This window comes from Gordonia sp. UBA7599 (assembly GCA_002477755.1).
In the GTDB taxonomy this organism is placed as follows: domain Bacteria; phylum Actinomycetota; class Actinomycetes; order Mycobacteriales; family Mycobacteriaceae; genus Gordonia.
The window spans coordinates 1-14,622 of sequence record DLKD01000081.1; the positions used below are offsets into that span (position 1 = coordinate 1).

Annotated in this window: 14 protein-coding genes; 8 read left to right on the forward strand and 6 right to left on the reverse strand. The window is 68.5% G+C overall.

Going from position 1 to position 14,622, the window contains the following annotated elements; translation table 11 throughout:
- A partial coding sequence (locus tag B4L26_RS09765; protein WP_290718444.1) for a biotin/lipoyl-containing protein occupies positions 1 to 604 on the reverse strand: 604 nt, incomplete at its 3' end.
- Positions 605 to 721: 117 nt separating this feature from the next.
- Entirely contained in the window at positions 722 to 2,287 is a 1,566-nt protein-coding gene (locus B4L26_RS09770) for a leucyl aminopeptidase (protein WP_290718446.1), read from the reverse strand.
- A gap of 53 nt (positions 2,288 to 2,340) precedes the next feature.
- On the opposite strand from B4L26_RS09770, the gene gcvT reads away from it, so the two are divergent.
- Together gcvT and B4L26_RS09780 are read left to right on the forward strand one after the other, a co-directional pair.
- Positions 2,341 to 3,459, forward strand: a complete 1,119-nt coding sequence (gene gcvT, locus B4L26_RS09775) for a glycine cleavage system aminomethyltransferase GcvT (RefSeq protein ID WP_290718449.1) — start codon at positions 2,341 to 2,343, stop codon at positions 3,457 to 3,459.
- Positions 3,460 to 3,511: 52 nt separating this feature from the next.
- Positions 3,512 to 4,642 carry a branched-chain amino acid aminotransferase gene (locus B4L26_RS09780; RefSeq protein WP_290718451.1) on the forward strand — a complete coding sequence of 377 codons (1,131 nt, stop codon included), beginning with the start codon at positions 3,512 to 3,514 and terminating at the stop codon, positions 4,640 to 4,642.
- Between the two features lie 29 nt (positions 4,643 to 4,671).
- Here the strand turns inward: B4L26_RS09780 and cobS are convergent, their stop codons facing one another.
- The 3 genes from cobS to B4L26_RS09795 are packed head-to-tail and all read right to left on the reverse strand — an operon-like array spanning position 4,672 to position 7,789.
- Positions 4,672 to 5,409: an adenosylcobinamide-GDP ribazoletransferase gene (gene cobS, locus B4L26_RS09785; protein WP_290718454.1), complete on the reverse strand. Its 738-nt coding sequence runs from the start codon at positions 5,407 to 5,409 to the stop codon at positions 4,672 to 4,674.
- Positions 5,399 to 7,114: a nicotinate-nucleotide--dimethylbenzimidazole phosphoribosyltransferase gene (cobT, locus tag B4L26_RS09790; RefSeq protein WP_290718456.1), complete on the reverse strand. Its 1,716-nt coding sequence runs from the start codon at positions 7,112 to 7,114 to the stop codon at positions 5,399 to 5,401. Before cobT ends, cobS begins: the two co-directional genes overlap by 11 nt.
- Positions 7,115 to 7,120: 6 nt before the next feature.
- The gene (locus tag B4L26_RS09795) at positions 7,121 to 7,789 is read right to left on the reverse strand and encodes a DUF3043 domain-containing protein (RefSeq protein WP_290718458.1); all 669 of its coding nucleotides are present in this window, start codon (positions 7,787 to 7,789) and stop codon (positions 7,121 to 7,123) included.
- Between the two features lie 121 nt (positions 7,790 to 7,910).
- On the opposite strand from B4L26_RS09795, the gene B4L26_RS09800 reads away from it, so the two are divergent.
- The 3 genes from B4L26_RS09800 to B4L26_RS09810 all read left to right on the forward strand — a co-directional run bounded on the left by B4L26_RS09800 (position 7,911) and on the right by B4L26_RS09810 (position 10,486).
- Positions 7,911 to 8,957: a glycerate kinase gene (locus tag B4L26_RS09800; RefSeq protein WP_290718460.1), complete on the forward strand. Its 1,047-nt coding sequence runs from the start codon at positions 7,911 to 7,913 to the stop codon at positions 8,955 to 8,957.
- A 97-nt stretch (positions 8,958 to 9,054) separates the two neighbouring features.
- On the forward strand, positions 9,055 to 9,414 hold the full coding sequence (locus B4L26_RS09805; protein WP_290718462.1) for a HesB/IscA family protein: 360 nt from the start codon (positions 9,055 to 9,057) through the stop codon (positions 9,412 to 9,414).
- 94 nt (positions 9,415 to 9,508) lie between these two features.
- Positions 9,509 to 10,486: a carbohydrate kinase family protein gene (locus B4L26_RS09810; RefSeq protein ID WP_290718464.1), complete on the forward strand. Its 978-nt coding sequence runs from the start codon at positions 9,509 to 9,511 to the stop codon at positions 10,484 to 10,486.
- A gap of 24 nt (positions 10,487 to 10,510) precedes the next feature.
- Here the strand turns inward: B4L26_RS09810 and asnB are convergent, their stop codons facing one another.
- On the reverse strand, positions 10,511 to 12,436 hold the full coding sequence (asnB, locus tag B4L26_RS09815; RefSeq protein ID WP_290718470.1) for an asparagine synthase (glutamine-hydrolyzing): 1,926 nt from the start codon (positions 12,434 to 12,436) through the stop codon (positions 10,511 to 10,513).
- 245 nt (positions 12,437 to 12,681) lie between these two features.
- Here asnB and B4L26_RS09820 point away from each other — a divergent pair, with 245 nt between their 5' ends.
- From B4L26_RS09820 to B4L26_RS19085, 3 genes are read left to right on the forward strand one after another with little or no spacing between them, the layout of a single operon-like run.
- A complete protein-coding gene (locus tag B4L26_RS09820) occupies positions 12,682 to 13,806 on the forward strand; it encodes a cytochrome c oxidase subunit II (protein WP_290718466.1) in 1,125 nt (374 codons plus the stop codon).
- Entirely contained in the window at positions 13,807 to 14,223 is a 417-nt protein-coding gene (locus tag B4L26_RS09825) for a cytochrome c oxidase subunit 4 (protein WP_290718468.1), read from the forward strand.
- 56 nt (positions 14,224 to 14,279) lie between these two features.
- A complete protein-coding gene (locus B4L26_RS19085) occupies positions 14,280 to 14,501 on the forward strand; it encodes an alanine-zipper protein (RefSeq protein WP_409563424.1) in 222 nt (73 codons plus the stop codon).
- The last annotated feature ends 121 nt before the right edge of the window (positions 14,502 to 14,622 follow it).

Consider the following 14,622-nt stretch of genomic DNA (forward strand, 5'->3'; position numbering starts at 1 on the left):
CGACCTTGTCGGTCGAGACCTCAAGGAGTGGCTCGTCGACGGCGACATCGTCGCCCTCGGCCTTGAGCCACCGTGTGATGGTGCCCTCGGTGACCGACTCGCCGAGCGCGGGCATCGTCACCGTCGTGCCCCCGCTGACCTCGCCGTCGCCGGAGCCGGTGTCGGCCGTTGCCTGCTGCGGGGGAGCCGCCTCGGTCGAGGGCTGGGCCGGTTCCTGGCCGCCCTGGTCCCCGGCCTGCGCGACCTCGTTCGCGTCCTGGGCGTCGTCGATCGCGTCGCCGTCACCGCTTTGGCCCGAGTTGTCCGCCGGTGCTTCGGCGGGCTCCTCCTCGGCCGCTGGAGCCTGCTCCTGGTCGCCGCCACCGGAACCGTCACCGATGACCGCGAGATCGGCACCGACTGGGACCGTGTCGTCCTCCTGAACCAAGATCTCCTCGAGCACCCCCGCCACCGGCGAGGGGATCTCGGTGTCGACCTTGTCGGTGGAGACTTCCAGCAGCGGCTCGTCTACGGCGACGGTGTCGCCCTCCGCCTTCAGCCACCGGGTGACGGTTCCTTCGGTGACGCTTTCACCCAACGCGGGCATCTGGACGGAGAAGGCCATTGCTTGTCGCTCCTCGAAATAGTGGTTATCGCTGGTCGGACGCGGTTGGTGGGGCGTTCGCCGGGGCGGTGCGGACAGGGATGATGAGCCCGCCGGTCTAACCCTACAGGCGTGGGTCTACCCGGTCTCGGCGATGCGCTCGATCACTGCGATCAGACTCCGCACGGGCACTCCGGTCCCGCCCTTGGGGGTGTATCCCCACGGGCCACCGGAATTGAACGCCGGCCCGGCGATATCGACGTGCACCCAAGCCTGACCGGCGGGGACGAACTCCTTGAGGTAGGTCGCGGCCGACAGCATCCCGCCGTACTTGTGCGCGGTCACGTTCGCCATGTCGGCCACGCGTGAGCTGAGGTCGGCGCGCAGTTCTGTGGGCAGCGGCATCGCCCAGCCGTTCTCGCCCACGGCGCGTGAGCGTTCCGCGACGAGGTCGCGGAACTCCCGCGTGCCCATCACGCCGGGCGTCCGGGTGCCCAGGGCGACCATTTGCGCGCCGGTCAGGGTGGCAGTGTCGATGAGGTAGTCGGGGTCGTCCTCGAGTGCCCGGACGATGGCGTCGGCCAGGATCAGACGGCCCTCGGCGTCGGTGTTGAGGACTTCGATGGTCTTGCCGCCGTACTGCGTCAGCACGTCGCCGGGGCGCTGGGCGGTGCTCGACGGCATGTTCTCGGCCATGGGCACGGTAGCCGTAACGGATACCCCGACGCCCAGACGCGCCGCGGCGATCGTCGTCGCGATGACCGCGGCCGCGCCGCCCATGTCCGACGTCATCAGGTCCATGCCGGCCGCCGGCTTGATCGAGATACCACCGGTATCGAAGGTGATGCCCTTCCCGACGAGGGCTACCGACTTGGCGTCCTTGGCGCCGGTGTGCGCCAAGCGGACCAGTCGCGGTTTGCGGGAACTGCCCTTGCCCACCCCGATGATTCCGCCGTAGCCCTGCTGCTCCAGTGCGATGTCGTCGAGGACTTCGACGGAGAGGCCGTACTTGCGTCCCAATGCGGCCGCGCGTGCCGCGAACTCCTCTGGGTAGAGGTGGCTGGGCGGGGTGTTGACGAAATCCCGGGCGATCGCGACGGAGTCGGCGACGGCCACCGCATGTGCGAGCTCAGCCTTGGCGTCGGCGTTGCGGGTCTCCACCAGGAGGTGCACCTTGGTCGGCACCGCGACCGCGTCGGACTTCTTCGAGTCGCCGGAATCGGAGCGGAACAGCTCGAACCGGTAGGCACCGAGGAACAGGCCTTCGACGACCGGCCCGATGGCCAGTGACGACAACGTCGTCGCGACTGTGGCATGGCCCTTCAACTCGCGGGCCGCGATCCCGGCGGCCTGCCGCAGCGATTCCGCGGCGGCGCTGTGTGCGTCGGTCTCGCCGGCATCGGCGGCGCCGGAGTCCTCAAGTGCGCCCAGGCCGACGGCGACGACGATGTCGACGCCGAGTCCGCTCGGCGCAGGGATTCGGGTGATCTCGCCGTGTTTGCCCGTTGCACCGAGTGCGACGAGCCCGGTCTCGAGAGCCTCTGCAAGCGCATCGTCGACGATTCCGTCGCCGATCACGAGCGTCGGCACTTCGCCGTCGCCCTGGTTGAGCCCGATGAGGAGCGCGGTGTCGACGCGGGCGATGGAGGTGGCGAGTTCGAATTCCGGGCCGCGGACCCGGTCGGCGGTGTCAGAGTTGCTCACGTCGATCAACTCTGCCACAGATCCGGTGTCGCGCTGGGGCTAGTCTTTGCTGCATGGCCGACACCACCGACCTCCTTGACGGACCCCTGACCGAGCAGCACCGCGAATTGGGGGCGACGTTCGCCGCTTTCGGCGGTTGGAACATGCCGGTGTCGTACTCCGGCACCGTCGCCGAACACAATGCGGTGCGCAACGCCGTGGGCATTTTCGACGTCAGCCACCTCGGGAAGGCGTTGGTCGCGGGGCCCGGTGCGGCGCAGTTCTGCAACGCGACATTGAGCAACGACCTGGGCAAGATCGCCCCGGGCAAGGCGCAGTACACGATGTGCTGCAGCGAGACGGGTGGCGTCGTCGACGATCTGATCGCCTACCTCGTCTCCGACGACGAGGTCTTCCTCGTCCCCAATGCGGCCAACACGGCCACGGTTGTGGCCGCCCTGCAGGCGGTCGCGCCCGCGGGGATCGAGATCACCGACCAACACCGCGACTACGGCGTGCTGGCCGTGCAGGGGCCGCGCTCGGCGGAAGTGTTGGCGGCGCTGAACCTGCCCACCGACATGGAGTACATGGCGTACGCCGATGCGGAGCTGGTCGTCGACAGGGAGTCGTATCCGGTCCGTGTGTGCCGCACCGGCTACACCGGTGAGCACGGGTACGAGGTGCTGCCTCGCTGGGCCGACACCCCGGCGGTATTCGCGGCGCTACTCGCCGAGGTCACCGCCCGCGATGGGCTGCCAGCCGGTCTCGGGGCCCGCGACACGTTGCGCACCGAGATGGGCTACGCGCTGCACGGACATGAGCTGAGCACCGAGATCACCCCCAACCAGGCGCGCACCGGATGGGCCGTCGGGTGGGACAAGCCCGCATTCTTCGGCCGCGACGCGTTGGTCGCAGAGAAGGCCGACGGGCCGGTCCGACGCCTGTACGGCCTGCGCGCGACCGGACGCGGCATTCCGCGCGAGGGTTGTGCAGTACTGGGTTCGGAGGGTGGCGAGCAGATCGGGGTCTGCACATCGGGCACCTTCTCGCCCACCGCACAGGTCGGTATCGCCCTGGCGTTGCTCGACACCGCGTCGGGTGTGACGAAGGGCGACACCGTCGTCGTCGACGTCCGCGGGCGCGCGCTGCCCTGCGAAGTGGTCCTGCCGCCCTTCGTCGAATCGCACGTCTGAGCAGCCCCGAGCGGGTGACAATCCGCTTGCGGCCGACCGGTACCCTTGGTCCATGACCTTGGAGTTCACCCGTACGCTGCATCCGCACGCCGTGCCCGCGTCCCGAGTCGCCGAGATCCACGAGGCGCCCGGATTCGGCAAGTACTTCACCGACCACATGGTGATGGTGGACTACGACCGCGAGCGCGGCTGGCACAATGCGCAGGTCAAGCCGTACGGACCGATCGCACTGGACCCGTCGGCGATGGTCCTGCACTACGGGCAGGAGGTCTTCGAGGGCCTCAAGGCCTACCGGCAGCCGGATGGCTCGATCGCCGCGTTCCGTCCCACCGCGAATGCCGAACGGTTGCAGCGCTCCGCGGAGCGGCTGGCGATGCCGCCGCTGCCGACCGAGGACTTCATCAATTCGCTGCGCGAGCTTCTCGCCTTCGACCACGGCTGGGTGCCGGAGGCCGGCGGCGAAGCGGCGCTGTACCTGCGCCCCTTCATGTTCGCGTCGCAGGCCGGGCTCGGCGTCAACGCGCCGTCGGGGGAGTACCGCTACGCGGTGATCGCCTCGCCGGCCGGACCGTACTTCTCCGGCGGGATCCGACCCGTCACGGTCTGGCTCTCGCGCGAATACGTCCGCGCTGCCCCCGGCGGCACCGGGTTTGCCAAGTGTGGCGGCAACTATGCGGCCGCCTTTGTCGCCCAAGCGCAGGCGACCGAGCACGGTTGCGACCAGGTCGTCTGGCTCGACGCTGCGGAGCGCCGCTATATCGAGGAGATGGGCGGGATGAACCTGTTCTTCGTCTTCGGCTCCGGCGCCGACGCGCGCCTGGTGACCCCCGAGCTCACCGGGTCGTTGCTACCAGGCATCACCCGTGACTCGTTGTTGCAGCTGGCTCTGGATGCCGGGTTCGCCGTCGAAGAGCGGCGCATCAGCATCGACGAACTGAAAACCGGTGTCGCCGACGGCGCGGTCACCGAGGTCTTCGCCTGCGGTACCGCGGCGGTCATCACGCCGGTCGGGCGTGTGCGCGGCGAGTCCGAGGACTATCTGATCGGAAACGGGGAGCCCGGCGAGGTCACCATGGCGATGCGCGACACCCTGACCGGCATCCAGCGCGGCACGTTCGCCGATACCCACGGCTGGATGACCGAGCTGTACCCGGCTCCGGTCGAGGCGGTCACACCGGCGTAGCCGCCGGTCTCATCCGGTTGGCACGAGACTCAGAGGGTCAGTGCGAGCAGTGCGGCGATACCCGCCAGTTCGATCGCCGCACCCAGGACGTCACCGGTAATCCCGCCGATCCGGCGCGCGCAGTGCGCGGTGAACGCCCACGCGCCGACGACTACGACGCCGATTGCGGCGTACCCATGCCACCCGAGCGGATAGGCCGCCGCTGCGGCTACCACGATCCACACCGGGATGGCCCAGCGCTGCGTGCCCGCGACGAGGGCACCGAAGCCGGTGGTATCGGCGGGTGCCAATCCTGCGCGGCACCCGATCACCGCGGCGACGCGGCTCACCGCGACGGCGAACGCGATCGCGTACCAGGAATTCTCGGCGACCAGCGCGGCCACCGACACCGTGCCGATCAGGATGACCACAACCAGGGCGGCTACGCCGAACGGGCCGGCCGATCCGTCGCGCATGACCTCTCGGACCCGTTGTGGATCGCCGTAGCAGCCGAGGCCGTCGGCGGTGTCGGCCAGGCCGTCGAGGTGCATACCGCGGGTCAGAAGTGCCAGCAGTGCGATGACCAGCACCCCGATCATCAGATCGGTGGCACGGGTGTGCGACAACCCGAAGGCCGCGGCAGCGGCCAGACCGCCGAGCAGGACGCCCACCAGGGGCACCGCCGTGATCACCGCGCCGCCTGCTTGCCGGTCGATCTCGGTGCGCGGCTCGCCGACCGGTGCCACGGTGAGCCACGACAGGGCCAGCCGCAGGGTGTCAGGCGTCACTGACCCCTGCCTCGCCGAAGGTGGCCATCGTCGCGAGGATGTCGGTAGCCACTGTGACCAGGGGGAGGGCGGCGAGGGCGCCGCTGGCCTCACCGAGGCGCATGTCCAGTTCGAGCAGCGGTGTCAGCCCGAGGCGGCGCAACGCGATTGCATGTGCGGGCTCGGTCGACATGTGACCGGCGCGCCACCAATCGACGGCACCCGGCGCCAACTCATCGGCAACCAGTGCCGCAGCGGTCACCACGACGCCGTCGAGGATGACCGGTGTGCGCCGCACGGCCGCCTGGGCGAGGAATCCGGCCATGGCGGCGAAATCGGCGCCGCCGACCGCGGCCACCAGCGACAGCGGATCGTCGACGAGGTGGCGACCGCGCCACATACCGTCGCGGATGGCGGCGGTCTTGCGGATCCACCCCGCATCGTCGATCCCGGTGCCGCGCCCGACCACGACGACCGGTTCGTCGTGGGCCAGCAGTCCGACGAGGATCGCGGCGGGAGTGGTGTTCCCGATGCCCATGTCACCGGCGATAAGCAGGTCGACGCCGGAATCGACCAGCTCGTCGGTGATGGCCCGTCCGGCGGCAACCGCCTGCCGGGCTTCGGCGAGCGTGATCGCGTCGGTGACTCGCAGGTCGTTGCTGCCGCGGCAGACCTTGTACCGCGACACCGCAGGCGCGGTGTCGGTGATGACGGCGATGTCCTCGACGCGCACCGCGGCGCCCGCGCGTCGGGCCAGGACATTGACCGCGGCCCCGCCGGCGATGAAGTTGGCCACCATCTGCTCGGTGACCACCTGCGGGAAGGCTGAGACGCTGCCTCCCTCGGTGTCGGGTCCGGCGACGCCGTGGTCGCCGGCGAACACGACAACGGTCGGCGACGTGATTGGCTTGGGTGGACACGTGCCCTGGCAGGCGCTGATCCAGTTTCCGAGGTCCTCGAGGCGGCCGAGTGACCCGGGGGGCTTGGTCAGCGTCGTCTGGCGGATCCGCGCAGCGGTGGCGGCACCGGAGTCCGGCGGCTCGATCGGCGCGAAGACCTCCGCGTCGGTGGGGTCGACGGTCACCGGTGATGCGACGGTGGTCGCGGGGGTGACGACGGCTGCGGCGACAGCCTCGTCTACGGGCGCGGCAGTGTCGGTAGGGAAGACAGACGCCCCAGTGGCCGCGACCGTCTGCACACGCGGTGTCGGAGAATCGGTGAGCGCGACCACGCGGCCTGCGACGAGGAGAACGGTCTCGTCGACCGCTTCGGCGACGGCTTGGTTCACCCGTCCCATCAAGTCCTGGAAACGGCGCCCGGCACTGGTCTCGGGGACAACCGAGAGGCCCACCTCAGGGGAGACGACGACGATGTCGGCGCGGTGTTCGCGCAGCGCCGCGCACAGTTGCGCCAGCGCCTCGTCGAACGCAGTGTCATCGGCCGGGCCCTCCCAGTCCACGAGGGCCGCGACCCAGTTGCCAAGGTCGTCGACCAGTGCCGCGACGTCGGGGCGCGCGCGCAGCGCCGCCGCAGCATCGGTCGTCTCAACGGTCTCGTACGCCTCGGCCCGGCGCGCTCGGTGCTCGGCCACACGTGCGGCCCACTCATCGTCGTCGACGGCGATCGGTCCGGTGGCCACATAGCGGACGGTCCCCAGGCCGGCCAACAGACTCTCTGCGTGTGCAGACTTCCCCGACCGGACGCCGCCCAGGACCAGTGTTCGCATGGGCGGTCAGACCGCTTCGCCGCGCTCGACCTGTGGCTTGGGCACTCGCAGTTTGCGCATCTGCAGGGTGCGCGACGCCGCATACCACCCGAGTTTGAAGCCGCCGTCGGTGGAATCGGGGAAGCGTTCCGCGACGCGTTTGTTGACCATCTTCCCCACGTACACGCAATCGACGACGACCATCACGACGAACAGCAGCAGGGCGATGCTGACCAGGGCTGAGTACTGCGGAAGCGCGTACACGAGGACGATGAACACGAGCGCCAGCGGCGTGAACAGCCCGGCGAAGTTCCGCCGCGAGTCGACGATGTTGCGCACGTAGCGGCGCACCGGCCCGCGGTCCTTGGGGAGGAGGTAATCCTCCTCGCCGGCCATGCGGCGCTCGCGGACCTCGTTGCGCAGTGCGCGCTGCTTGGCGCGCGCCTCCTTCTGCTCTTCCTTCGACATGGTGGTGCGCATCTCTTTGCGCCGTGCCCGTGCCTCTGCGCGCGTCATCGGCGGGGGTGCGACCGGACCGCGCTTCTTCTCCGCGTCACGCCGCTTCGGCGTCGGTCGGCCCTTGCCCTCGGTGTACCCGGATCGACGGGTGGACTCGGAGTTCACTGCATCGTCGACGTCGGTCTCGACGATCTCTGCGCCGGCGTCCTCGGCGTCGCGCTGCCACGGCATTTTCACCCTTGCGAGCCTAGGCGATCGACGCGGCCGCGCGGGGCCGGGGCCCACTCGTCCCCCGCGGTCAGCGTGTCGTCGCTGTACGACCGGGCGACGGGTAGGGGCCCATTTACACTGGCTGATCATGACTCTGCGCGTCGTCGTGGCACCCGACAGCTTCGGCACGACGCTGACCGCGGCCGGGGCTGCTGCCGCGATTGCCCGCGGCTGGTCGTCGGCGCGGCCGCACGACATCGTCGTGGCTGCGCCGCAATCCGACGGCGGGCCGGGATTCATCGACTGTCTTGCCGGTACCGGGGTAGTCCGCGCGACGACCGTAGCCGGTCCCCTCGGTGACCCGGTGACCGCGCGGTGGCGCGTCGACGGGGACACCGCCTACGTCGAGTCGGCACAGGCTTGCGGACTGCATCTTGTGGGCGTGCCCACCGTGGACAGCGCAGTGCGGGCGAGCAGTACCGGACTCGGCGAACTCATCGCCGCCGTCGTCGAGGCCGATCCGGTGCGTCGGTTGGTCGTCGGGCTCGGCGGCTCGGCCACCACTGACGGTGGTGCCGGCCTGCTCGAGGCACTCGGCGGACCCCGCGGTGCGGCGCACTCACTGGCGGGGGTGGAGGTCGTCGCCGCGACCGATGTCGACAATCCCCTCAACGGGCCCGCCGGCGCGGCCGCGGTATTCGCGCCGCAGAAGGGTGCGGACCCGCCCACCGTTGAGATCCTGGCGGCGCGGTTGGCAGGGATTGGTGCCGAGCTCGACCGGTTTGCCGGGCGCGCGGTCACCGCTGAACCAGGGGCCGGGGCGGCCGGCGGGATCGGCGCGGCCCTGCTGTCCCTCGGTGCGCACCGTGCGTCCGGCGCCGACCTGGTCGCGCAGATCACCGGGTTGCGCGCGGCTCTGGAGGCCGCCGATGTGGTCATCACCGGGGAGGGGCGTCTCGACGATCAGACGCCGCGGGGAAAGGTCGTCGCCCGGGTTGCCGCCGCCGCGCCACCGCACGCGCAGGTGATTGCGTTGGTCGGTGACGCTGTCCCAGCAGGCCGGGCCCTGCGCGAGGAGTTGGGTCTCGACGTCATCGAGAGTCTCGTCGACCACGTGGGGCTCGAGGCAGCGCTGCACGACGCTGAGGCCTCTCTCGCCTCCCTGGCCGCTCTTGTCGCCGCAGTGGTCGAGTAGTACCGCGGCACATGCGGGGGACTATTGCCAGATCGCGGGAATTTCCACGCATGGAGTACCGTTGTTACGAGCGACCTGACGATAAGGGAGTCATCCAATGACCGTTTCCAACGAGACCGACACCAGCGCCGACACCGGCGTCATCCTCACGGACTCGGCGGCCGCCAAGGCCAAAGCGCTGCTCGACCAGGAGGGCCGCGACGACCTGGCGCTGCGCATCGCCGTGCAACCGGGTGGCTGCGCAGGGCTGCGCTACCAGCTCTTCTTCGACGACCGCTCGCTCGACGGGGACGTCGTGAGTGATTTCGGCGGCGTCCGGCTGGCCGTCGACCGCATGAGCGCGCCGTACGTGCAGGGCGCGACCATCGACTTCGTCGACTCCATCGAGAAGCAGGGGTTCACCATCGACAACCCCAATGCGACGGGCAGCTGCGCCTGCGGCGACTCGTTCAACTGAGCAGACCCAACCCGAGAGGGGCGGTGGACGGCCACGACAGGCGTCCACCGCCCCTTTTGGTATCCCCGGTCAGCCGTTCGGTACCGTGACCCGCGTGACTATTGCGGTGTGCGGGTCGTTGGCGACCGACCATTTGATGAAGTTCCCGGGCAAGTTCTCCGAGCAGTTGCTCGCCGACCAGCTCGAACACCTCTCGCTGAGCTTCCTCGTCGAGGACCTCGTCGTCCGCCGCGGCGGTGTCGGCGGGAACATCGCCTACGCGATCGGGGCCCTCGGTGGCGCGCCGAAGCTCGTCGCCGCGGCCGGCTCGGATTTCGCCGAGTACCGCGCCTGGCTCACCGAACACGGCGTCGACTGCGCCGGCGTGCGAGTCTTCGACACCGCACACACGGCACGGTTCATGTGCACCACCGACGAGACGCTCGCGCAGCTCGCCACTTTCTATGCTGGCGCGATGTCGCGGGCGAGCGAGATCGACCTGGCCGCCGTCCTCGACGAGATCGGCCGCCCCGACCTGGTGTTGATCGGTGCCGACGACCCGGGCGCGATGGTCAACCACACCAAGGCCTGCCGCGACGGCGGCATCGCCTTCGCGGCCGACCCGAGCCAGCAGCTGGCCCGCCTCGACGGCGACACCGCGCGTGAGCTGATCGTCGGCGCCAAGTACCTGTTCACCAACGAGTACGAGTGGGGCCTGCTGCAGCAGAAGACCGGTCTGTCGGCCGACGATGTCGCCAAGCTGGTCGGGGTCCGGATCACCACGCTCAGCGAGAAGGGCGTCGACATCGTGCCATCCGATGGCAGCGCGACGATCCACGTCGACGTCGTGCCGGTGCACAACCCCGTCGACCCGACCGGTGTCGGCGATGGCTTCCGGGCCGGATTCCTTTCCGCACTCGAGGGCGGGCTCTCGTTCGAACGCGCCGCGCAGCTGGGCTCGATGGTCGCCGCGCTGGTCCTGGAATGCGATTCGACTCAGGGCTGGTCGTGGGATACCGCCGCTGCAGCGGAGCGCCTCGCGCGGGCGTACGGGGATCAAGCGGCAGCCGAGATCGCCGCGCTATTCGCGTAGGTCAGCGCCCAGGGGGCGCTGCGGTCAGAGCCGCACCGGGTAAGTGTGGTCCTCGATGAGCGGCACGATCGACTGCTCGACGAAGATCCCGTGCCACACCATGAAGACCAGCACGTTCCAGAGGCGGCGGCTGTTGTCGACGACGCCGTCGCGGTGCTCGTTCAGCATCTGCAGCACGAACTGCTTGTTGATCAGGTGATCGGCCTGCGAGTTCTCGATGACCTGGTGCGCCCAGTCGTACATCTCGGTCTCCGCCAGCCACAGGCGGATCGGCACCGGGAAACCCAACTTGCGGCGGTGCAGCACGTGCGCCGGGATGATCTCCTCGATCGCCCTGCGCAACGCGTACTTGGTGGTGCCGTGGGCGATCTTCTCGTCGGCCGGTAGCGCCGATGCGACGCGCCACACCTCGTTGTCGAGGAAGGGGACGCGCAGTTCCAGGGAGTTGGCCATGGTCATCTTGTCGGCCTTGACCAGGATGTCACCGCGCAACCACGTGAACAGGTCGAGGTGCTGCATGCGGGCCACCGGGTCCCACTCCACCGATTCGGCGTAGATGGGGGCGGTGACATCGGTGTGGGTCCACTCCGGGCGGTAGTCCCGCAGCACTTGCTGCAGCCGGGCATCGTCGAAGCTGCGGGCGTTGCCGTAGTAGCGCTCCTCGAGCGACATCGAACCTCGGTGCAGCAGGCTCTTTCCGCGGGTGCCCTCGGGGATCCGGTCGGACAGGCGCCCGGCCGCGCGTCGCGCAGACTTCGGCAGCTTGTCGAAGGCCGCCAGCGACAGGGGCTCCCTGTAGATGGTGTAGCCGCCGAACAACTCATCGGCGCCCTCGCCGGAGAGCACGACCTTGACGTGCTTGCGCGCCTCCTTGGCGAGGAAGTAGAGGGGGACCAGAGCCGGATCGGCGACCGGGTCGTCGAGGTACCACACGATCTCGGGGATGGCGTCGATGAACTCCTGCGGGCTCACGACCTTGATCTCGTGGCGCACCCCGATCGCCTCGGCGGTTTCGGCGGCGACGTCGATCTCGGAGTATCCGTCGCGCGCGAAGCCGGTCGTGATGGTGATGAGGTCGGGGTTGTGCTGGCGGGCCAGGGCGGCGACCAACGTCGAATCGATTCCGCCGGAGAGGAACGAGCCGACGGTGACGTCGGCACGCATGTGCTTGGCGACCGAGTCGCGCAGGACCTCGGTGATCTCGTCGATTCGCGACTGGCGGGTGTCGGCGGTGAACGGTCGCACGTCGAAGCGCGGATTGAAGTAGCGGGTGACGGCCGGCGGCTGACCGGGGGACAGGGTGGCGTAGCACCCGGACTCGAGGCGCCCGATGCTGCGGTGCAGTGTCTCCGGCTCGGGGACGTACTGCAGCTCGATGTAGTGCTCGAGAGCGCGGTGGTCCAGCTCGGCGTCGAGCCCGAGCCGGTCGAGGAGGTCCAGGATGCTCTTCTTCTCGCTGCCAAAGGCCGTGCCCCGCGGGCCGGTGGTAAGGAACAGCGGTTTGATGCCGAACGGATCGCGGGCGAGGAAGAGGTTTCGCGTCTGCGTATCCCAGATGGCGAAGGCGAACATGCCGCGCAGCCGCTCCACCGCCTCGGAGCCCCAGTAGTGGAAGGCCGCGACGATGGTCTCCGAGTCACCCTCGGTGCGCATCGGGGCATCGAACTCGGCGATCAGCTGCTCACGGAGCTCGACGTAGTTGTAGATCTCGCCGTTGAAGACCAGGGCATAGCGGTCGGGTGCCTCCGCGGGCCCCCAGCGCAGCGGTTGGTGCGAATGCTCGATGTCGATGATCGACAGGCGGTTGAAGCCGACGACGAGATCGGCGTCGTGCCAGGTACCCGCTTCGTCGGGTCCGCGGTGCCGCATGCAATGCGACGCCGACGCGACGAGGTCGACGGCGTCGGCCGCCGATGCGTCGGAGGTCAGCAGACCCAGCAATCCACACACGGTGTTCTCGCCCCACTTTCTGCGGCGGCACATGCGCCCCGCCGATCAAAACGTCGAGTCGAGTATGCCGTAGCAAGCCCGATAGCACCGACTCGCCCAATACGACCCGCCCCAATCGCAACAGTTTGGGCGGGTTGGTCTACGCTGCGTAGTACTAGATGCAAGAATTGTCTTGCAGTCATGTTGCGTGGAATTTGGGCGCTGCCGGACCACGGGTCCCAAGGCCTCCGGGTGAGCAGGAAGGCATGAAATTGACACAGGGTGAACGGTCCTCGGCGCACGGCGCCGCGACCGCATCGCGGAAGGTCAAGCGGTTCGGCCTGGTGGTCGCGTTGGGCCTCGCCACGCTGGTCATGACCGGTTGCGGGCCCCGCGAGGTGCTCCGATTCGGCTGGCCCACCGGCGTGACGCCCGAGGCCAAGACCATGGGGCACCTGTGGACGTGGGCCGTCATCGCGTCGCTGATCGTCGGCTTCATGGTGTGGATGGCGATCTTCATCACGATCACGTTCCACCGCCACCGCGACGGCCAGGACTCGTTCCCGCGGCAGACGGCCTACAACATGCCCGTCGAGCTCGTGCTCATCACGCTGCCGTTCCTCGCGATCGCTGTGCTCTTCTACTTCACGGTCGTTGTCGAGAACAAGGTCGAGAGCAAGACCGACAACCCCGATGTCGTCGTCGATGTCACCGCCTTCCAATGGAACTGGAAGTTCGGCTACGACAAGATCCGCCAGGACGACGGCTCATACAAGAACTACGCGGTCCAGGGCAGTCCCTTCGACCTGCAGGCACAGCGCGAGGTCGAGCACGGCCACGAGTTGCCGCTGCCCGCCGGTGGCCGCAGTGACGACATCCGCGACTACCTGAAGTTCTCCAAGATCGAGACTCTCGGTACTCCCACCGAGATCCCGATCCTGGTCCTGCCGGTCGGCAAGCGCATTGAGTTCAATCTCGCTGCGGCCGACGTCGTGCACTCCTTCTGGGTGCCCGAGTTCCTGTACAAGCGTGATGTCATGCCCTTCCCGAAGCAGAACCACACCGATCCGCGGTTCCAGATCGAGAAGATCGAGCGTCCGGGCGCGTTCGTCGGTCGCTGCGCGGAGATGTGCGGCACCTACCACGCGATGATGAACTTCGAGATCCGCGTGGTGAGCGCCGAGGACTTTGCCCGCTACGTCGCGCTCCGCGAGAACCAGGGGCTGACCAACGCCGCGGCACTCGAGGCGATCTGCCAGGTGCCGGTATCGGTCACCACCGTCCCGTTCGAGACCCGCCGCGCAACTGGCGGGGACACTCCGAAGCACCTCGGAGACACCTGGAATACCAAACTGCCCAACTGCACGCCGCGATCGACGGGAGTGTCCTAGATGAAGATCGAAGCCCGAATCTTCGAGCTGCTGACCGCCTTCTTCCTGATCGGTGCGGTCGTCTACACGGTGCTCACCGCCATGTCGTCCAAGGGTGTTGAGTGGGCCGGTGCGACGGCGTTCTACTTCTCGGGTGGCCTGACCCTCATCATCGGCACCTACTTCCGGTTCGTGGCTCGCCGTGTCGAGATCCGCCCGGAGGACTATGACGAGGCGGAGATCGAAGATGGTGCCGGTGAGCTGGGCTTCTTCAGCCCGCACAGTTGGTGGCCGATCCTGATTGCCGCTGGTGCCGCGCTGTTCGCTCTCGGCTTCGCGACGCGCAACATCTGGTTCGCGCTCGCCGCCGCCGGGATGATCGTCGTCACCGCGGCCGGACTGGTCTTCGAATACCACTGGGGCCCGGAGAAGCACTGACCGATCGAGCTTTACCGAACCGCCGCGTCCTCTCGTAGGGCGCGGCGGTTCGCTATTTGACCGAGCGAGCCCGAAACCACGCCGACCGAGCCCGAAACCACGCCGAGCGAGCCCGAAACCACGCCGAGCGAGCCCCGTTACGCACCGAGCGAGCCCGAAACCACGCCGACCGAGCCCGAAACCACGCCGAGCGAGCCCCGTTACGCACCGAGCGAGTCCAAAAGCGATTGTGGGATCGCGTCTGCGAACGTAGCTTCTCGCTATGCCTCACGCGCTGATCGAAGTCCGCCGCAAGTGGTCCGTCGACGAGGAGATCGCGATCATCGATGCCGTCCACCGCTCTCTCGTTGCCGCTTTCCAGATCCCTGAGGGGGACAAGCTGTCGGCTCCGGTCGAAAA